This is a genomic window from Collimonas sp. GW821-FHT07E08 (genome assembly GCF_059418905.1).
Genome location: NZ_JBWKQR010000026.1, coordinates 1 through 19,083 on the forward strand (window position 1 = coordinate 1; position 19,083 = coordinate 19,083).

General features: G+C 62.5%; 15 protein-coding genes. 5 read left to right on the top strand and 10 right to left on the bottom strand.

Going from position 1 to position 19,083, the window contains the following annotated elements; genetic code table 11:
* Positions 1-614: aromatic amino acid lyase (locus tag AC07RZ_RS23020; protein WP_494669728.1), on the bottom strand; the 614-nt coding region annotated here is incomplete at its 3' end.
* A 110-nt stretch (positions 615-724) separates the two neighbouring features.
* Positions 725-1,996 (bottom strand): urate hydroxylase PuuD, encoded by a 1,272-nt coding sequence (locus AC07RZ_RS23025; RefSeq protein WP_494669729.1) that lies wholly within the window; start codon positions 1,994-1,996, stop codon positions 725-727.
* Between the two features lie 314 nt (positions 1,997-2,310).
* Here AC07RZ_RS23025 and AC07RZ_RS23030 point away from each other — a divergent pair, with 314 nt between their 5' ends.
* From AC07RZ_RS23030 to AC07RZ_RS23045, 4 genes are all read left to right on the top strand, one after another.
* Positions 2,311-3,249 carry a LysR substrate-binding domain-containing protein gene (locus tag AC07RZ_RS23030; RefSeq protein ID WP_144738867.1) on the top strand — a complete coding sequence of 313 codons (939 nt, stop codon included), beginning with the start codon at positions 2,311-2,313 and terminating at the stop codon, positions 3,247-3,249.
* Positions 3,250-3,458: 209 nt separating this feature from the next.
* Positions 3,459-4,853: a nucleobase:cation symporter-2 family protein gene (locus AC07RZ_RS23035; protein WP_494669730.1), complete on the top strand. Its 1,395-nt coding sequence runs from the start codon at positions 3,459-3,461 to the stop codon at positions 4,851-4,853.
* 101 nt (positions 4,854-4,954) lie between these two features.
* Positions 4,955-6,715 (top strand): allantoate amidohydrolase, encoded by a 1,761-nt coding sequence (locus AC07RZ_RS23040; protein ID WP_144738869.1) that lies wholly within the window; start codon positions 4,955-4,957, stop codon positions 6,713-6,715.
* Positions 6,716-6,739: 24 nt separating this feature from the next.
* Positions 6,740-8,101, top strand: a complete 1,362-nt coding sequence (locus tag AC07RZ_RS23045; RefSeq protein ID WP_494669731.1) for an 8-oxoguanine deaminase — start codon at positions 6,740-6,742, stop codon at positions 8,099-8,101.
* Between the two features lie 74 nt (positions 8,102-8,175).
* On the opposite strand, the gene AC07RZ_RS23050 is transcribed toward AC07RZ_RS23045, so the two are convergent.
* The 3 genes from AC07RZ_RS23050 to AC07RZ_RS23060 form a co-directional block, all read right to left on the bottom strand.
* Positions 8,176-9,522 (bottom strand): 3-oxoacyl-ACP reductase, encoded by a 1,347-nt coding sequence (locus AC07RZ_RS23050; protein ID WP_494669732.1) that lies wholly within the window; start codon positions 9,520-9,522, stop codon positions 8,176-8,178.
* A 121-nt stretch (positions 9,523-9,643) separates the two neighbouring features.
* Positions 9,644-10,558: a lipase secretion chaperone gene (locus tag AC07RZ_RS23055; RefSeq protein WP_494669733.1), complete on the bottom strand. Its 915-nt coding sequence runs from the start codon at positions 10,556-10,558 to the stop codon at positions 9,644-9,646.
* A gap of 2 nt (positions 10,559-10,560) precedes the next feature.
* Positions 10,561-11,493 carry an esterase/lipase family protein gene (locus AC07RZ_RS23060; RefSeq protein WP_092401448.1) on the bottom strand — a complete coding sequence of 311 codons (933 nt, stop codon included), beginning with the start codon at positions 11,491-11,493 and terminating at the stop codon, positions 10,561-10,563.
* Between the two features lie 413 nt (positions 11,494-11,906).
* On the opposite strand from AC07RZ_RS23060, the gene AC07RZ_RS23065 reads away from it, so the two are divergent.
* Positions 11,907-12,500, top strand: a complete 594-nt coding sequence (locus tag AC07RZ_RS23065; RefSeq protein ID WP_494669734.1) for a TetR/AcrR family transcriptional regulator — start codon at positions 11,907-11,909, stop codon at positions 12,498-12,500.
* Positions 12,501-12,595: 95 nt separating this feature from the next.
* On the opposite strand, the gene pyk is transcribed toward AC07RZ_RS23065, so the two are convergent.
* From pyk to gcl, 5 genes are all read right to left on the bottom strand, one after another.
* On the bottom strand, positions 12,596-14,017 hold the full coding sequence (gene pyk / locus AC07RZ_RS23070; RefSeq protein ID WP_494669735.1) for a pyruvate kinase: 1,422 nt from the start codon (positions 14,015-14,017) through the stop codon (positions 12,596-12,598).
* Between the two features lie 110 nt (positions 14,018-14,127).
* Positions 14,128-15,414, bottom strand: a complete 1,287-nt coding sequence (locus AC07RZ_RS23075) for a glycerate kinase type-2 family protein (RefSeq protein ID WP_494669736.1) — start codon at positions 15,412-15,414, stop codon at positions 14,128-14,130.
* Between the two features lie 155 nt (positions 15,415-15,569).
* Entirely contained in the window at positions 15,570-16,457 is an 888-nt protein-coding gene (locus AC07RZ_RS23080) for a 2-hydroxy-3-oxopropionate reductase (RefSeq protein WP_342828954.1), read from the bottom strand.
* A gap of 48 nt (positions 16,458-16,505) precedes the next feature.
* Positions 16,506-17,285 carry a hydroxypyruvate isomerase gene (gene hyi / locus AC07RZ_RS23085; protein WP_494669737.1) on the bottom strand — a complete coding sequence of 260 codons (780 nt, stop codon included), beginning with the start codon at positions 17,283-17,285 and terminating at the stop codon, positions 16,506-16,508.
* A 19-nt stretch (positions 17,286-17,304) separates the two neighbouring features.
* Positions 17,305-19,080 carry a glyoxylate carboligase gene (gene gcl, locus AC07RZ_RS23090; protein ID WP_144738878.1) on the bottom strand — a complete coding sequence of 592 codons (1,776 nt, stop codon included), beginning with the start codon at positions 19,078-19,080 and terminating at the stop codon, positions 17,305-17,307.
* Positions 19,081-19,083 lie beyond the last annotated feature (3 nt).

Here is a 19,083-nt window from a genome sequence, read left to right on the forward strand (position 1 = left end):
CCGTTGATCAGGGCCGAGGCGTCCTTGGCCTTCAAGTCGAACTTGACCGGGCCGACGCCGGACTTGGTGATCGCCTCGGGCGCGCTCATGCGCTGGCCCTGGTACATCACTTCGGCTTCGTCGAAACCGGCAATCGCAGCGGCCAGGTAGGACAATGGCGCGAGATCGCCGGAGGCGCCGACCGACCCCTTTTGCGGCATGACCGGATGGATGCCTGCATTCAGGAAAGCCAGCAGGCGGTCCACCACTTCCACCCGCGGCGCCGAATAGTTGCTGGCGAAGGCGTTGGCGCGCAACAGCATGGTGGCGCGGCTGACTTCTTCCGAGAACGGTTCGCCGATGCCGGCGCAGTGGGCCTTGATCAGCTGGGTCTGGAACAGTTCGATATGCTCGACCTTGATCCGGGTATCTTTCAGCAGGCCGACGCCGGTGTTGAAGCTGTACATCATGGGCGCTTCGTCGTGCATCCAGGTCGATTCGATGTAGTCGCGGCTTTCTTTCAAGGCGGCGCGGGAAGAGCCGGCCAGCGTGACCGGCAGGTGCGGCGCGCGGGCGACGTCGACCACTTGCTGCGCGGTCAGGTTGAAGCCGTCGATGGTGATGGTTTGGGACATGGAAACTCCAAATATTTCTTAAATGAGGTCGAGCGCGGAAACCGATCGAGCGTGGTAAAACTGCTCAACCGGCTTCCGGCTTTCAGGGTGGCATGGGACGCGCGCCCGGCTTACTTGGCGCCGGAGGTATACCAGGCGCCGATCAGGGCCCGCTCTTCGTCGGTGATGTGGGTCAGGTTAGCCAGCGGCATCGCCTTCAGCTGTACGGCTTGCTGGTAGACCTTGTCGGCGTGTTGCCGGATCTGGTCCGCCGTCTGCAGCATCACGCCGGCCGGCGCGGTAGCAAAACCCGGCTGGGTCGGCTGCGCTGAGTGGCAGGTGGCGCAGCGCTGGCCGATGATTTCCTGGATATGCGCCATGTCGGCGGCCGGTGCCGCCGCCGCTGTTGCCGCTGCGGGAACAGCTGCAGTGCCTGCTGCAGCGGCATCCGCCTTGGCCACAGGCGCTACCGGCTGTACCGGACGCGGCGCAATCGCCACCGCCACCGCCAGCAGCAAGGCAACCCCTGCGATCGGATAACCGAACGAAACGCGGCCGGCATGGCGCAGGTTGAAGAAGTGGCGGATCAGGGCGCCGGCGGCAATGATCGCCGCCAGTATCAGCCAGTTGTAAGGATGGCTGTAAGTCATGCCATAGTGGTTGCTGATCATGATGAACAGCACCGGCAGCGTAAAGTAGTTGTTATGCACGCTGCGCTGCTTGGCTTTCTTGCCGTAGATGGGGTCTGGCGATTTGCCGACGCGCATCGCTTCCACCAGCTTGCGCTGGCCCGGGATGATCACCATCAGCACGTTGCCCACCATCATGGTGCCGATCATGGCGCCGACATGGATGTACGCGGCACGGCCGCTCAGCAGGTGCGACAGCACATAGGCGGCGGCAACGATGAACAGGTACATGACGATGCCGAGCAAGCCGTCGCGCTTGCCCAGCGGCGAACGGCACAGCAGGTCGTACACGGTCCAGCCGACCACCAGCGTGCCGAGGCCGACGCCGATCGCCTGCCAGGTGCTGAGGTCGGCCACGTCCTTGTTGATCATCATGGCCGAGGCGTTGAAGTAATAGACGATGAACAGCATGGCGAAGCCCGACAGCCAGGTGGCGTAGGCTTCCCATTTGAACCAGTGCAGGTCTTCCGGCAGTTCGGCCGGCGCCACCAGGTATTTTTGCGGGTTGTAGAAACCGCCGCCGTGGACTGCCCACAATTCTCCCGACACGCCCTTCTTGGCCAGGTCGGAGCCGGCTTTCGGCGGCCGGATCGAATTGTCCAGCCAGACGAAATAGAACGATGCGCCGATCCAGGCGATGCCCGTGATCAGGTGCAGCCAGCGGACCAGCAGGTTGAGCCATTCGACCCCGTACGAAACTAACAATGCATCCATGTCTTCCCCAACGATTATTACTCGTTTGCCACCGCGGGCCCTGCAAACGATAGAGGTGATTGCCTCCAACACGGCCGCGAACTTTTATAAAAAAACTGTCTCAGCTCCGCTACGGCCAACATGATCGGATAAGCAAGATACCTGCCTGCCCAGCCTTCATTTTTCCCCTGCCTGCGCTCTCATGACAAAAGCGTGCCAGATTCACGCAAGATAAACGCATTGGGCTATCAAAACATTGATTCCCAGATATATTTGACATACGCATATCCATATAACAAAATGACTCGCACCATACCTATAAAAACGGAGACAACATGGCCAAGCTGCCAGACCACCTGGACATCCACCTGATACGCATCCTGTACCTGCTGCTGTGCGAAAAGAACGTCTCGCGCGTCGCCCTCAAGCTCAACCAGCCGCAGCCGTCGATCTCGGCCTCGCTGCGCAAGCTGCGCGAACTGACCGGCGATCCCTTGCTGGTGCGCGGCGCGCGCGGCATGGTGCCGACCCAGCATGGCGAAAGCCTGCTGAAACCGGCCAAGCGCATCCTGGAAGAAACCGAGCGGCTGTTCGTGCAAAAGACCGCTTTCGTGCCCCAGGCTGAAGCACGCACCTTCCATATCGCCGCCCCGGATTACATGAATACGCCGTTCTTCCTGGAAGTGGTGGCGCGCCTGCGCCGCGAATCGCCCAAGAGCCGCATCGTGATCCACGCCCTGGGGCCGGAAACCGACTACGTCCGCCTGCTGTCCGACGGCGACCTCGACCTGGTCATCGCCAACTGGGACGAGCCGCCGCCGCACCTGCACCTGTCCAAGCTGTTCGACGACCCCATCGTCTGCCTGATGCGCGCCGACAGCGCCTACGCCAAGCGCACCGCGGCGGACCGGATGACGGTGGAAGACTACCTGTCGCTGCCGCACGTGGCGCCATGGCAGGTGCTGCCCGGCTACCACGGCATCATCGACTCCTTCCTCGACAGCCAGAACCTGAACCGCAACGTGGTGGTCGAATCGGCCTACTTCGGCATGCTGCCCTACATGGTGGCGCAAACCGACCTGGTGCTGACCACCGGCCGCCAATTCGCGCTGTTCTACGAAAAGACCCTGGCGCTGAAAAGCTTCACCTTGCCGATCAAATTCCCGCCCATGCGTTTTTACCAACTATGGCATGAACGCGTGCACCAGGCGACCGAACATAAATGGCTGCGCGAACAGATCGGGATTGCCGCCAAGTCAATGTTGGCCAGGTAACCTCGCCATATATCCAAATACATAAATCAACTATCAGTCAGTATATATATCGTGGAGGGCTGGGCAAAGTAGTATCGGACAGCACAAGCCCTGTCCATGCGGCAGGAGACTTGTGAGGCTGTTGCGCACCGGTCCGGCCGGGCAGGAAATAAAAAGGCCGGATCGATGTCGCCGCAAGCACTAAAATAACTGCACCCAGGAGACACACGATGACCAGCAGCACAGATCCGGTAGATGAAAAACTCCCCGTAGGCAAACTCGCTGCGCTCGGCATGCAGCACGTGCTGGTGATGTATGCCGGCGCGATAGCGGTGCCGCTGATCATCGGCGGCGCCCTCAACCTGGCCAAAAGCGACATTGCTTTCCTGATCAGCGCCGACCTGTTCTGCTGCGGCCTGGTGACCCTGATCCAGAGCCTGGGCTTCTGGAAATTCGGCATCAAGATGCCGGTCATGATGGGCGTCACCTTCGCCGCCGTCGGGCCGATGGTGGCGATGGCCGGCAACCCGCAGCTGACGATCGTCCATATCTACGGCGCGGTGATCGCCTCCGGCATATTCTGCGTGTTTGCCGCTCCTTACATGAGCCGCCTGATGCGCTTCTTCCCGCCGGTGGTGACCGGCACCGTGATCAGCGTCATCGGCATTTCGCTGATGGGCGTCGGCATCAACTGGGCGGCCGGCGGCCAGCCGGTGATCGGCACCCTGGTCGACGGCGTCTTCACCAAGATCCCCAATCCCGACTACGGTTCGCCGACCAGCCTCGGCATCGCCCTGATCGTGCTGATCTCGATCCTGCTGATCACCAAGTACGTCAAGGGTTTTATCGCCAACATCTCGGTGCTGAGCGGCATGATCATCGGCTTCGTCATCGCCATGTCGATGGGCAAGATCAGTTTCTACGGCCTCGGCGACGCCGAATGGTTCGCCTTCATCCGGCCGTTCCATTACGGCTGGCCGAAATTCGACCTCGGCTCGATCCTCAGCATGTGCCTGGTCATGATCGTGACCATGATCGAATCGACCGGGATGTTCATTGCCCTGGGTGAAATCGTCGGCAAGGAAATCGACGACAAGACCTTGGCGCGCGGTTTGCGCGTTGATGGCCTGGGCAGCGTGATCGGCGGCATATTCAATACTTTTCCCTACACCTCGTTCTCGCAGAATGTCGGCCTGGTCGGCGTCACCGGCGTGCGCAGCCGCTATGTCTGCGCCGCGGCCGGGGTGATCCTGATGCTGTTCGGCCTGTTCCCGAAAATGGCGCACGTGGCTGCCTCGATCCCGCAGTTCGTGCTGGGCGGCGCCGGCATCGTCATGTTCGGCATGGTGGCGGCGACCGGCATCAAGATCCTGTCGAAGGTCGATTTCCAGCACAACCGCAATAACCTGTTCATCGTCGCCGTCAGCTTCGGCGCCGGCATGATCCCTATCGTGGCGCCGACCTTTTTCGACAAGATGCCGATGTTCCTGTCGACCATCCTGCACAGCGGCATCTTGCTGGCGTCCAGCATGGCGGTCTTGCTGAACCTGTTTTTCAACGGCAAGGGTTCCAGCGAAGACAGCCGCTCGCATGCGCTGGCGGCGGCGCAAAGCTCGGATCACTAAATTGTTTTTGCAGTAAATTGAAGTAATGTGGGTCCAACCCGTAATTGACATGGCAGCGATTTAACCTAGGAAGAAGCGGGCCGGACCCGCCGACGATACAAATGACAACTCTAGAACAACTGAACAACAGCGACGTAACAGCATTCACAGCGACGCTGCACGGCATCTACGAACACTCGCCGTGGATCCCCGAACGCGCTGCCGCGCAACGGCCGTTCGCCAACATCACCGCCTTGAAACTGGCGATGCAGGCAGTCGTCAGCTCGGCCGCCAGGGAAGAACAGCTGGGCCTGATCCGCGCCCACCCGGAACTGGCCGGCAAGGCAGCCATATCCGGCGAACTGACCGCCGAATCGACCGGCGAGCAAGCCAAGGCCGGCCTCAACAATTGCAGCCCGGAAGAATTCGCTACGCTGCAAAAGCTCAACGCCGACTACAACAAGAAATTCGGTTTTCCTTTCATCCTCGCGGTCAAGGGCGCCGACGGCCAAGGCCTGTCGCGCCAAGCCATCATCGCCACCTTCAGCCGGCGCCTGAAAAACCAGTTCGACGATGAACTGGGAGAGGCGCTGCGCCAGATCGGCCGCATCGCCGAAATGCGCACCAACGACCTGCTCGGCTACGTTCCGCAACTCGGCCAGAGCATCATGCAATGGGCCGAGCAGATCGGCGCCTGGAGCGACGACGAAAGCGGCCTTACCTGCGCCTACATGACCGACGCCCACCGCCGCACCGCCGCGCAGATTGCCGGCTGGATGCGCGAAGCCGGCATGCAGGCCGAGACCGATGCGGTCGGCAACGTGGTCGGCCGCTACCTGTCGGACAATCCTGCCGCCAAGACATTGATGACCGGCTCGCACTACGACACCGTGCGCAACGGCGGCAAATACGACGGCCGCGAAGGCATCCTGCTGCCGATCGCCATCGTCAAGCATTTGCATGAGCGCGGCGAAAAGCTGCCCTTCCATTTCGAGGTCGTCGCTTTCTCGGAAGAAGAAGGCGTGCGCTTCAAGAGCACTTTCCTCGGCAGCAACGCCATCATCGGCCAGTTCAACCTGGAACTGCTGAACGCGCTCGACCGCGATGGCGTCAGCATGCGCGACGCCTTGCTGCAAGCCGGGCACGATCCGGCGGCGATTCCCGCCATCGCGCGCAATCCGGCCGACTTGCTGGGTTACGTCGAAGTGCACATAGAACAAGGCCCGGTGCTGCTGCAGCGCGACCTGCCGGTCGGCATCGTCACGTCGATCGCCGGCAGCTGCCGCTACATGGTGCAGCTGAAAGGCGTCGCCAGCCATTCCGGCACCACGCCGATGTCGATGCGCAAGGACGCCGCCGCCGCCGCCGCTGAAATCCTGCTGTATGTGGAACAGCGCTGCGCCCAGGACCAGCAGGCATCGCTGGTGGGCACCGTCGGCCAGCTGCAGGTGCCTAACGGCTCCACCAACGTGATTCCCGGCGCCTGCGTGTTCTCGCTGGATATCCGCGCCGCCGACGACGCTATCCGCGACGCCGCGGTAGAAGACGTGCTGCGCCATATCGAGACGGTCTGCGAACGGCGCTGCATCGAAGCCAATGTCGAAAAGATGGTGTCGGCGCCGGCCGCGCCTTGCGCCCCATGGCTGATGGAGCAGCTGTCCGCCGCCGCCGGACGGGCCGGGGTACAGCCGTTCAAGCTCGCTTCCGGCGCCGGCCATGACGCCATGACCATCGCAAAAATCACCGACGTCGCCATGCTGTTTACGCGTTGCGGCAACGGCGGCATCAGCCACAATCCATTGGAAACAATGACTGCGGACGATGCCGAAGTATCGGCGCAAATCTTGCTGGATTTCCTACGCCGCTTTACACCAAAGCCTTGAACCAGCGTCTTTGGATTGAACGCAATGCCTAAAACTTTATTGATAAAAAATGCGCGTGTCGTCGTTACCATGGATGACACGCGCCGTGAAATTGCGGATGGCGCGGTCTTCATCCGCGGCAACGTGATCGAACAGGTCGGCAGCAGCGCCGACCTGCCGCAAACTGCCGACGAAATCATCGACGCCGGCAACCACGTCGTCATCCCGGGGCTGGTGAATACCCATCACCATATGTACCAAAGCCTGACGCGCGTGATTCCGGCAGCGCAGAACGGCGAACTGTTCAACTGGCTGACCAACCTGTATCCGATCTGGGCCAACCTGACGCCGGAGATGATCCAGGTCTCGACCCTGACCGCGATGGCGGAGCTGATCATGTCAGGCTGCACCACCAGCAGCGACCACCTGTACATCTACCCGAACGGCTGCAAGCTCGACCACAGCATCGAAGCGGCGCAGCAGATCGGCATGCGCTTCCATGCGGCGCGCGGCTCGATGAGCGTAGGCCAGTCGAAAGGCGGCTTGCCGCCAGACCGCGTGGTAGAAGACGAAAAAGCCATCCTGCAGGATACGCAGCGCCTGATCGAGACTTACCACGACAGCAGCCGCCACGCGATGCAGCGCATCGTGGTGGCGCCCTGCTCGCCGTTCTCCGTATCGCGCGACCTGATGCGCGAATCGGCCGCGATGGCGCGCCACCATGGCGTCTCGCTGCACACCCACCTGGCGGAGAACGTCAACGACATTGCCTACAGCCGCGAGAAATTCAACATGACGCCGGCCGAATACGCGGAAGACTGCGGCTGGGTCGGCCATGACGTCTGGCACGCCCACTGCGTCCAGCTCGACGACGACGGCATCTACATGTTCGCCCGCACCGGCACCGGCATCGCCCACTGCCCGTGCTCCAACATGCGGCTCGCTTCCGGCATCGCGCCGATCCGCAAGATGGTCGACGCCGGCGTGGCGGTCGGCATCGGCGTCGACGGCTCGGCTTCCAACGACGGCGCCCACATGCTGGGCGAGGTGCGGCAGGCGATGCTGCTGCAGCGGGTCGGTTTCGGCCCGGACGCCATGACCGCGCGCCAGGCGCTGGAACTGGCGACGCTGGGCGGAGCCAAGGTGCTCAACCGCGACGATATCGGCGCCTTGAAACCGGGCATGTCGGCCGACCTGGTGCTGTTCGACCTGAACAAGGTCGGGTTCGCCGGCGGCTGGCACGATCCGGTGGCGGCGCTGGTATTCTGCACGCCGGCCGATGTCGCTTACAGCGTCATCAACGGCCGGGTAGTGGTGCGCAACGGCCAGTTCACCACGGTCGACCTCGGCAATGTGCTTGAGCGCCACAACAGGCTGGCGTTGTCGCTGGCCGAAGCCGCGCGCTGATACGCATTTCCGGGAACACAAAAAAAATGGCCGCCGGCGAAATGCAGGCGGCCATTTTTTATCGGGGCAGCTGGTCAGGCGCCGACCAGGCCCTGGCCGCAGACGCGGATGGTTTCACCGCTGATGCCGCTGGCTCCCGGGGTGCACAGGAAAGTCACCAGCTCCGCCACATCGCGCGGCTGGCCGCCCTGCTTCACGGAGTTCAGGCGGCGGCCGATTTCGCGCGCCATGAATGGCATGCCTTGCGTCATCGCGGTTTCGATAAAACCGGGGGCAACGGCGTTGATGCAGATGCCGCGGGCGGCAAGCAGCGGCGCCTGCGCAGCGACGTAGCCGACCAGGGCCGCTTTCGTCAGCGCATAGTTGGTCTGGCCGAAATTGCCCGATACGCCGCTGATGGACGACAGGTAGACCAGCCTGGCCTCGTCGCGCAGGATATTTTCCGCCAGCAGCACCTGGTCGATCGCCATCACCGCGGATAAATTGATGTCCACTACCTGGTCCCAGGATTTTTCCTGCATGTTGGCGAGCGTCTTGTCGCGCGTGATGCCGGCGTTATGCACCAGGATGTTCAGGCGGCCAAACCGCTCTTTGATGAAATCGGCCAGTTGCCGCGGCGCCTCGCGGCCGGTTATGTCCAGCAGCAGCGGTATCGCGCCGATCTCGCGGCAGGTCCGGTGCAAGGTCTCGCTTGCCGCCGGGACATCCAGGCAGATCACTTGCACCGCTTCCTGCGCCAGCCGCTGCGCGGTAGCCCGGCCGATGCCGCGCGCGCTCCCGGTCACCAGCGCCACTTTGGCTTTGAGCGCGCCGTGCTGCGCCAGCGACGCCGGCGCAGCCACCTGCGAGGTGACATGCACCGCTTGCCCGGTCACATATGTAGTCTGCACGCCGCAGAAAAAATGCACCACGCCCGCGAGGCGGTCGACCGCATCTTTGGCGACATAGGCAAGGTTGACCGTGGCGCCGCGCGGCCCCAGTTCCTTGGCCAGCGAGCGGCTGAATCCTTCAATCCCGCGCGCTGCCGCCGCGGCCACAGGATCGCGGCTTTCAGCGGGCATTGCAGCGACGATCAGCACCCTGGCGTTGCGCGCTATCGCACGCATCTGCGGATGGAAAAAATCGTAGAGCGCGCGATAGTCGGACGGGCTGGCGCAGCCGGTCGCATCCATGACCAGGATGTCAGGCCTGGCGCCGGCGGTTTCCAGCGGCACGGCGCCGGCATCGCGCGCGATCTGCCACAGGCGGTCTATGGCGAAGCCGTTCTGCGACCGGCCCAGCAGGAAATTTTTCCCCGCCAGCGGCCGCTCTGCATACGGCCCTGCGCTGCGCGCCAGCTCGACCGGCGCCGGTAATCCCAGCAGCTTGACGAGGCCGGCGCCGAACCGGCTGCCGGACAATTTGATTAACAAGTCGGACATGGATACTGCTTTCTCTACTTTTCCACTATTGCGGTAACGCCTTGCCCGCCTGCCGCGCGAACGAAATCCTGTTGGCGCCGACGATGGCGCCCCGGCGCGGAGGCTGGTTATTCATGACGTCTTATTTCTCATAGGCTGGCAGGCGTTTCTGTTCATTGGCGTCAAACATCCTGTTTCTCAGTTCGGCGACAGCGTCGGCACTGGCGAGCTTACTACGTTCTGCCAGGTAAGCGGCAATCCGGCTTTTCCAGGCCGCCTCGCCCTGGTCGACTTCCGCCATGCGCGCCGCAGCTTCCGGCGACAAGGCCGCGGCCCGCATGCGATAGATGTCGTCTTCGCTGGCGCCCTGCTGCCGCATCTTGGCCGCGTTATCCTCCAGCTTGACGATTTTCAGGGGCGCTGCCCGCGCTTCCCGCAACGACGCCGGCATGGCGGCGTCCAGCGCAGCCAGCTTTTCCTGCTTCTGTGCATCGCTCAGCGATTTGTCCTGGCCGATTTCCATCCTTGCCAGTGTATCCATATCCGCGGCATCGCCGGCGCCGAACATGCCCTTGCTTTCTCCCGGGCTGAAAAAGCGGGCGCGCATTTCCTGCATTTTTTCCATGCGGCGCCGGATTGCGGCCAGGCCGTTGCCGCCCAGCTGCGGATCCTTGTCCAGCGCCACCAGTGCTGTCTTGTATTCAATGTAATTGCCCAGCAGGCGCTTGGCTTCGCTGGCGGCGTTCGGCGCCAGGCGCCGCTCGAGCTCCTGTTCGATCTCCTTGCGGATGGCGTCCAGCGGTTTCTCGCCGACCGCGCTGAGGTAATAGTCGAACAAGTCCACCAGCTGCGCGTCGGCCACCAGCACGTCGCCGGCGGCAACCTTGATGTCGCCGTCGGGGCGGGTTCCTTGCAGCGATTTCACGAATGGGAACAGGTCGGCTTGCACGGCGGCTGTTGGCGCAGGCGGTTCCTCATGCGTCATCAGCAGCGGGACGGCAATGGCGGCGGCCAAAGCCACCGCCCCGATCCAGACAAATGGATGCCGGATTTGCATGCCTACAGTCCCAAGCCTTTCAGGCGGTTGGCCTGCTGGCGATAGACCGTCTTCGGATTGGTTTCAAAGATATTCACCAGCCCCAGCACCTGGTTCACTTCGTCCAGGTGGTTCATGCCGTAGTTGTCGCGGATCACGCGCCCCAGATGGCTGCCGCAGCTGCTCACCAGGCCGTCGCTCTTGGCGCCGCCATATGCCAGCGAAAGCAGGCCCATGCTGCCGTCGCTCGGATCGAGCACGTTGGTCAAAGGCTGGCCGCCGCTCCACGAAAAATAATACACGCCGCCGACCTGGTAATCGCCTTCGCCGCAAGCGGTCGCAGGCACGCCCTCAGGATGCGCCAGGTTGAATTTGGCCATGCCTGCCGTGGTGAGCGAATCCAGCGCCGCTACCGAGTTCTGCGGATTGCCGCCGCCCGACAGCACATCGATCAGCGTGGTGAAGCCGTTGACCACCGAGCCCAGCACCGCCTGGCTGAAAGAACCCGGAGCTACCACGCCGCGGACGATGTCAGCCACTGCCGCTCCTTTGTTCGGGCCGGCCACGCTGGACACCGACGCCACCAGCTGCGGCGCCACCGAAGCGACGTAGCGGATGGTTGGTCCGCCATGGCTGTGTCCGATCAGGTTGACCTTGGCGGCGCCGGTAGCCGCCAGCACCTGCTTGACATAAGTCAGCAGCTGTTCGCCGCGCACTTCCGTGCTGTTGGCAGCCGATACTTCCGCCACATAGACCTGGGCGCCGTCAGCGCTCAGCGCTTCAGGAATCCCGTAAAAATATTCGACTGGACCGATCTTGTCGAAACCGAACAAGCCGTGCACCAGGATGATCGGATATTTGGTCTGGGTGTAGCCGGTAGCGGCCCACGACGGCGCCGGCAGGACGGCCATGGCGACCAGGGCGGCGCCAAGCCATTGCAAGAATTGCTTTTTCATTTTATGCATCTCCGAAAATTTTATGAAATCGTTACGAGTGAAACCACGTTCTGGATTACCTGATGGATTTCTCCTTTCTGTTGCCAGCATCCTCGGTTTCCTGCCACTTCAACGAAGCGCCGCTCTGCGGCGGCGTCCCATTTTTCCTGCTGAAAATATCAATCCGGCATCGTAGGCCGTTGCGTGCCTGAAGCACTCTAACATAGGCAACCCTATTTAAACATAGGGTTGCCTATTTTTATTGCGCCGCGCCTGCCAGGCAGATGCGGGACGGCCGCAGATTGCCGTCCGGCCGGCGATTATTCGCAAGAAGCATGCACTATAATGAACGGCCGTCGACCGCCAAGCGCGGGCGCCCGGCTTGTAAAACATGCTGTATCAGGGGAGAAACTGGAGTGCCGTCCGAGGAAACAATGCCTGAATCGCCGCGCCGCGCGAAAACAAAAAAAATCCTGTCCCCGGATGACTGGATCGATGCGGCAACCGACCTGCTGATCAGCAAAAGCATCGACGCCGTGCGGGTTGAATCGCTGGCGCGGGAGCTGGGAATCACCGTGGGAAGTTTCTACTACCACTTCAAGGACAGGAACGACCTGCTGTCCAAGCTGCTGAAGAGGTGGCACGAAAGAACCACGACGCAGGTGCTGCGCACATTCGAGGGCCGCGTATTTTCTGCGGAGGAAGTCCTGGACGAAGTGCTGGCCCTGCCCTTCCACGGCCTCACGGCGCGCCGCGCCGCCATGATCGAATTCGCCATCCGCGCCTGGTCGCGGCGCGACGACATGGCGCGGCAGGCGGTGCGCGAGGTCGACCAGCAGCGGCTGGCCTACTACACCCAGGGATTCCTGGACATGGGCTTCGGCAAGACCGAAGCAAACAACCGGGCATTTACCCTGTACAGCTTCCAGCTGGCGCAGTCGTTGCTGTGGGACCTGAACGACGACAAGGCCCGCAAAAAACAGCTGAACTTCACCAAAGAACTGCTGCTGGCCCCGCGCCAGAAATAACTGGCGGCCTGCTCCGTTGCCGGCTCGCGCAATCCCGTCCCGTAAATAAAAAAGCCATGCATCGGCATGGCTTTTTCATTTCACAGGCAATCAGTTTACTGCGGCCAAATCTCCGCCAGGCGCAGCAGGTTGGTGCTGCCCGACTCGCCGAACGGCATGCCGGCGGTGATGGCGATCTGGTCACCGGCCTTGGCGAAGCCTTCCTTGACTGCAGTCTGGCAGGCCGCAGTCACCATTTCGCTCTCGTTGTGCACCTGGTCGCTGATGGTCGAATGCACGCCCCACACCAACGCCAGCCGGCGCGCGGTCGACAGCTTGGGCGTGATGCTCAGGATCGGCGCCATCGGCCGCTCGCGCGCCGCGCGCAAGCTGGTGTGCCCCGAATTGGTATAGGTCACGGTGGCTTTGGCGCCGATGATGCGGGTAACATCGCGCAAGGCCGCGCAGATGGCGTCGCCGCGGGTCGGCAACGGCGATTCGTGCTGCGCGTCCAGCATGTTCTGGTACAACGGGTCGCGCTCGACTTCGGTGATGATGCGGTCCATCATCGCCACCGCCGGCAGCGGATAGGCGCCGCTGGCCGATTCGGCCGACAGCATCACCGCATCGGCGCCGTCGTAGATGGCGCTGGCGACGTCCGAGGTTTCGGCGCGGGTCGGCACCGGCGAGGTGATCATCGATTCCAGCATCTGGGTGGCGATCACGATCGGCTTGCCGTGCTGGCGGCAGACGCGCAGGATGCGTTTCTGCACGCCAGGCACGCGCTCCGGCGGCAGTTCCACGCCAAGGTCGCCGCGCGCTACCATGATGGCGTCGGACACCTGGACAATCGCATCGAGCTGGTCCAGCGCCGCCGGTTTTTCCAGTTTCGACAAGATGCTGGCGCGGTCGCCGATCAGGGCGCGCGCTTCCAGCACGTCTTCCGGCCGCTGCACGAAAGACAGCGCAATCCAGTCGACGCCCAGTTCCAGTGCGAATTTCAGGTCACGCTTGTCTTTCTCGGTCAGCGCCGGAATCGGCAACACCGCGTCCGGCACATTGACGCCCTTGCGGTCCGACAAGGCGCCGCTGTTGACCACCAGGGTGCGGATGGACTGGCCGTCGCATTGCAAAACCTGCAGCCGCACCTTGCCGTCGTCCAGCAGCAGGGACTGGCCGCCGGCAATCACCTCGAACAGCTCGGGATGCGGCAGGCAGACGCGCTGGCTGCTGCCGGGCGCAGTGTCGCGGTCGAGCGTGAATTCCTGGCCGGCCTGCAGCGTTATCTTGCCGTCGGCAAAGGTGCCGATGCGCAGCTTCGGTCCTTGCAGGTCGGCCAGGATGGCGATCGGGCGGCCGACGGTTTTCTCGACAGCGCGCACGATGTCGTAACGCTCCTGGTGATCGGCGTGGCTGCCGTGGCTGAAGTTGAAGCGGAAGACATCGGCGCCGGCTTCGAACAACGCCTGGATGGTGTTCTGGTCCGCGCTGGCGGGACCGAGCGTGGCGACGATTTTTGCTTTACGTTGGCGGCGCATGATGAACTTTCTGTAGAAGATCGACCGGTTGAATGGCAGGAATGCCTGCGCCGGCCGAGAACCTTGGCTGACGCAGTTTTTCATGATTGGAAAAGTCAGGTCCGGCGCAATCAGAGGATCAGGATGGCGCGGAAATCATTGACGTTGGTGCGCGTCGGCCCGCTGACGACCAGGTCGCCCAGTGCGCTGAAAAAGCCATAGCCGTCGTTGTTGTCGAGCATGGCGCGCGGACGCAGTCCCAGCTCCGCCGCCTTGCGCATGGAATCCGGCTGGTAGATGGCGCCGGCGTTGTCTTCGGAGCCGTCGATGCCGTCGGTGTCGCAGGCGATCGCGTGGATATCGGGGAACCCGTCCAGCGCCGTCGCCAGGCTCAGCAGGAATTCAGCATTGCGGCCGCCGCGGCCCTTGCCGCGCACGGTCACTGTGGTTTCACCGCCGGAGATGACCACGCACGGCTTGCTGAAAGGCTGCCCGCGCCGTGCGATCTGGCGCGCCAATGCTGCGTGCGCCAGGCCGATATCGCGCGCTTCGCCTTCCATTTCATCGGACAGGATATACGGCGTCAATCCGGCCGCGGCAACGATAGCCGCCGCGGCTTCCAGGGCGTCTTGCGCGGTAGCGATCACATAATGCTGGTTGCGCTCCAGGCGCGGATCGCCGGGCTTGGCGGTTTCGCCGGCGCCGGATTCGAGGTGCCTGAGTATCGCTTCGGGTGTTTCGATATTGTATTTGCGCAGCACCGCCAGGGCGTCGGCGCAAGTGGTCGGGTCGGCCAGGGTCGGACCGCTGGCGATGATGCCGGGATCGTCGCCCGGGATGTCGGAAATCATCAGCGTCACTACCCGCGCCGGAGCGCAAGCCAGCGCCAGCCGGCCGCCCTTGATGGCGGACAGGTGCTTGCGCACGCAGTTCATTTCAAAAATATTGGCGCCGCTTCGCAGCAAGGCTTTGTTGATCGCTTGCTTCTGCTCCAGCGAAATGCCCGCCGCCGGCAACGCCAGCAAGGCCGAGCCGCCGCCGGAGATCAGGCACAGCACCAGGTCGTCGGCGGTCAAGCCCTGCACCAGCTCCAGCATGCGCGCTGCCGCCTTGCGGCCGGCTTCATCCGGCACCGGGTGGGATGCTTCCACTACTTCGATCCGCTTGCAGTCGGCGCCGTGGGCGTACCGCGTCACGACCAGGCCGGAGATTTCACCCTGCCAATGGTCTTCCACCGCCTTGGCCATCGCCGCCGCGCCTTTGCCGGCGCCGATCACCAGGGTACGGCCGTTGCCGCTTGGCGCCGGAATCCTGGCCAGGTATTCCGGCAGGCATCTGGCGGCGCTGACGGCGTCGACCGCGGCCTGGTACATGTCGAGGAGAAGTTGGCGAGGTTTGATGCTGTCCGCGGTAGTCATGCTGTTGTACCTTGATCTATGAAGCGAGTGTCTCTGGAAATTCTTGTATTTGTTCTAGGTGCGGCTTTTTAAAACGATAACAGATATTGCGGGCCGAAGTGCGGCGTACCCCGGCCCGCCATGTTGCTCAAGATGCCATGCCTCGGGCAGATATCTTATGCCTTGGCGATTTCATGGTTGGACATGATTTCGATCGCGCGGCACAGCGCCGAGTGGTCGAGGCCGCTCAAGCCGTTGGCTGCGCAGGAATTCATCAGCTCTTGCGCCACTGCGGTGTTCGGCAGCGACACGCCCAGCGCCTTGGCGCCTTGCAGGGCCAGGTTCAGGTCCTTCTGGTGCAGTTCGATGCGGAAGCCTGGATTGAACGTCCGCTTGACCATGCGCTCGCCATGCACCTCCAGGATGCGTGATGCAGCGAACCCGCCCATCAGCGCCTGCCGTACGCGCGCCGGGTCGGCGCCTGCCTTGGAAGCGAACAGCAAGGCTTCCGCCACCGCCTGGATGTTCAGCGCGACGATGATCTGGTTGGCAACCTTGGTAGTCTGGCCGTCGCCGTTGCCGCCGACCAGGGTGATGTTTTTGCCCATCAGTTCGAACAGAGGCTTGGCGTCATTGAAGGCGCCTTCGGAACCGCCGACCATGATGGTCAGCGATGCTGCCTTGGCGCCGACTTCACCGCCGGACACCGGCGCGTCCAGGTATTCGCAGCCGAGCGCGTTGATCTTCTTGGCGAAGCCCTTGGTGGCGATTGGCGAAATCGAGCTCATGTCGATCACGGTCTTGCCGGCGGTCAGGCCTTCGGCCACGCCCTTTTCCGCGAACAGCACGGCTTCCACATGCGGTGTGTCCGGCACCATGATGATGACGACGTCGGCGCGCTTGGCGACTTCAGCACCCGAAGTGCAGACCGTGGCGCCGCCGTCGATCAGCGCTGCCGGCGGATTTTTCTGGTCGTGCAGGTACAGTTTGTGGCCGCCGCGCTGCAGGTTTTCCGCCATTGGCGCGCCCATGATGCCGAGTCCGATAAAGCCGATTTTTGCCATGATATTTCTCCGTAATTTAAAAATGCCTGCTGCTGCCAGAGGCCGTGCTTAGAGACCGTGCGCAGCGCGCCAGCCCAAGCCTTCGACGGTGCCTGCCTTCGGCTTGTATTCGCAGCCGATCCAGCCGTCGTAGCCGATCTCGTCGAGGAACTTGAACAGATAGTGATAATTGATTTCGCCGGTGCCCGGTTCGAACCGGCCCGGATTGTCCGCCAGCTGCACATGCTTGATCTGCGCCAGGTTGGCCTTGATGGTGCCGGCCAGTTCGCCTTCCATGCGCTGCATGTGATAGATGTCGTACTGCACGAACAGGTTGCCGGATCCGGTCGCCTTGATCAGTTCCAGCGCCTGCCGGGTGCCGGTCAGGAAGAAACCCGGGATGTCGAAGCTGTTGATCGGCTCGATCAGCAAGCGGATGCCTGCAGCCTGCAATTTGTCGGCAGCGAATTTCAGGTTGCTGACCACGGTGGCGCGCGCCAGTTCGGGGCTGACGCCGGCCGGCACGATGCCGACCAGGCAGTTCAGCTGCTTGACACCAAGCACCTTGGCGTAACGGATCGCGTCGTCAACGCCTTGCTGGAATTCGCTGACCCGGTCCGGATGGCAGGCGATGCCGCGCTCGCCTGCTTCCCAGTTGCCCGCAGGCAGGTTGTGCAGCACCAGCTCAAGACCGTTGGTGGCCAGCTTGTCGGCGATCTGTTCGGCCCGGAATGCATACGGGAACAGGAATTCCACACCCTTGAATCCTGCCTTGGCTGCCGCATCGAAGCGCTCCATGAAGGGCAGCTCGGTGAACAGCATGGTCAGGTTGGCGGCTAGTTTTGTCATGTCGTTTCTCCTGAAAAAATCAGTCCAGCAAGGACACCGAAGTCGGCGCGTGGCTGCGGTGTGTCGCCAGTTCCTCGAACTCGTTGATGTTGTCGATCTCGGTGCCCATCGAAACGTTGGTGACGCGTTCCAGGATGATTTCCACCACGACCGGCACGCGGAATTCCTTCATCCAGCGCTTGGCCTGCGCAAACGCATCCTGGATGGCGTTCGGGTCGGTGACGCGGATCGCCTTGCAGCCCAAGCCTTCCACGACTGCGATGTGGTCGACGCCATAACCGTTGAGTTCCGGCGCATTGATGTTTTCAAACGCCAGCTGCACGCAATAGTCCATCTCGAAACCGCGCTGCGCCTGGCGGATCAGGCCGAGGTAGGAATTGTTCACCACCACGTGCAGGTAAGGCAGGTTGAACTGGGCGCCAACCGCCAGTTCTTCGATCATGAACTGGAAGTCGTAGTCGCCCGAAATCGCCACCACCTCGCGCTTCGGATCCGCCACGCAGACACCCAGCGCCGCCGGGATGGTCCAGCCCAGCGGTCCGGCCTGGCCGCAGTTGATCCAGTGACGGGCGTGATACACATGCAGGAACTGCGCGGCGGCGATCTGCGACAAGCCGATGGTGCTGACGTAGCAGGTATCGCGGCCGAAAGCGCGGTTCATTTCTTCGTACACGCGCTGCGGCTTGACCGGCACGTTGTCGAAATGGGTGCGGCGCTGCATGGTGCGCTTGCGTTCCTGGCACTCGCCCAGCCAGGCCGAACGGTCAGGCAGCTTGCCCGCTGCTTTCAATTCTTTTGCGACTTCGACAAACAGGGTCAGCGCAGCCTTCGCATCGGAAACGATGCCGTAGTCCGGACCGAACACGCGGCCGATCTGGGTCGGCTCGATGTCGACGTGGACGAACTTGCGGCCCTTGGTGAAGACTTCGATCGAACCGGTATGGCGGTTGGCCCAGCGGTTGCCGATGCCGAGCACGAAATCGGACGCCAGCATGGTGGCGTTGCCGTAGCGGTGGCTGGTCTGCAAACCGACCATGCCCGCCATTTGCGGATGGTCGTCGGGAATCGCGCCCCAGGCCATCAAGGTCGGGATCACAGGCACGCCGGTCAGTTCAGCGAATTCGACCGCGAGGTCCGCCGCATCGGCATTGATCACGCCGCCGCCGATAGTCAGCAGCGGCCGCTGGGCCTCGTTCAGCATGGTCAAGGCTTTTTCGATCTGCGCCCGCGACGCCTTCGGCTTGTACACCGACAACGGTTCGTAGGTGTCCGGATCGAATTCGATTTCCGCCATTTGCACATCGAACGGCATGTCGATCAGGACCGGGCCTGGACGGCCGGAACGCATGATGTGGAAAGCCTGCTGGAAGACACGCGGCAGCAAGGCCGGTTCGCGCACGGTGACCGCCCATTTGGTGACCGGCTTGGCGATCGACTCGATATCGACTGCCTGGAAATCCTCCTTGTACAGGCGAGCGCGCGGCGCCTGGCCGGTAATGCACAAGATCGGGATCGAATCGGCCTGAGCCGAATACAGGCCGGTGATCATGTCGGTGCCGGCCGGGCCGGAAGTGCCGATGCAGATGCCGATATTGCCCGGATTGGCGCGGGTGTAGCCCTCCGCCATGTGGGAAGCGCCTTCAACGTGGCGCGCCAGCGTGTGCTGGATGCCGCCATGCCGTTTCATCGCCGAGTAGAACGGGTTGATCGCCGCGCCAGGCACGCCAAAGGCTTGCGAACAGCCTTCTTTCGCCAATACGTGCATTACTGCGTCCACTGCCTTCATCTTTGCCATGTT

Excerpts from the sequence above, each read along its gene's own strand:
- AC07RZ_RS23025 (WP_494669729.1), bottom strand. The coding sequence starts at position 1,996 with ATGGATGCATTGTTAGTTTCGTACGGGGTCGAATGGCTCAACCTGCTG.
- AC07RZ_RS23030 (WP_144738867.1), top strand. The coding sequence starts at position 2,311 with ATGGCCAAGCTGCCAGACCACCTGGACATCCACCTGATACGCATCCTG.
- AC07RZ_RS23035 (WP_494669730.1), top strand. The coding sequence starts at position 3,459 with ATGACCAGCAGCACAGATCCGGTAGATGAAAAACTCCCCGTAGGCAAA.
- AC07RZ_RS23040 (WP_144738869.1), top strand. The coding sequence starts at position 4,955 with ATGACAACTCTAGAACAACTGAACAACAGCGACGTAACAGCATTCACA.
- AC07RZ_RS23045 (WP_494669731.1), top strand. The coding sequence starts at position 6,740 with ATGCCTAAAACTTTATTGATAAAAAATGCGCGTGTCGTCGTTACCATG.
- AC07RZ_RS23050 (WP_494669732.1), bottom strand. The coding sequence starts at position 9,522 with ATGTCCGACTTGTTAATCAAATTGTCCGGCAGCCGGTTCGGCGCCGGC.
- AC07RZ_RS23055 (WP_494669733.1), bottom strand. The coding sequence starts at position 10,558 with ATGCAAATCCGGCATCCATTTGTCTGGATCGGGGCGGTGGCTTTGGCC.
- AC07RZ_RS23060 (WP_092401448.1), bottom strand. The coding sequence starts at position 11,493 with ATGAAAAAGCAATTCTTGCAATGGCTTGGCGCCGCCCTGGTCGCCATG.
- AC07RZ_RS23065 (WP_494669734.1), top strand. The coding sequence starts at position 11,907 with ATGCCTGAATCGCCGCGCCGCGCGAAAACAAAAAAAATCCTGTCCCCG.
- pyk (WP_494669735.1), bottom strand. The coding sequence starts at position 14,017 with ATGCGCCGCCAACGTAAAGCAAAAATCGTCGCCACGCTCGGTCCCGCC.
- AC07RZ_RS23075 (WP_494669736.1), bottom strand. The coding sequence starts at position 15,414 with ATGACTACCGCGGACAGCATCAAACCTCGCCAACTTCTCCTCGACATG.
- AC07RZ_RS23080 (WP_342828954.1), bottom strand. The coding sequence starts at position 16,457 with ATGGCAAAAATCGGCTTTATCGGACTCGGCATCATGGGCGCGCCAATG.
- hyi (WP_494669737.1), bottom strand. The coding sequence starts at position 17,285 with ATGACAAAACTAGCCGCCAACCTGACCATGCTGTTCACCGAGCTGCCC.
- gcl (WP_144738878.1), bottom strand. The coding sequence starts at position 19,080 with ATGGCAAAGATGAAGGCAGTGGACGCAGTAATGCACGTATTGGCGAAA.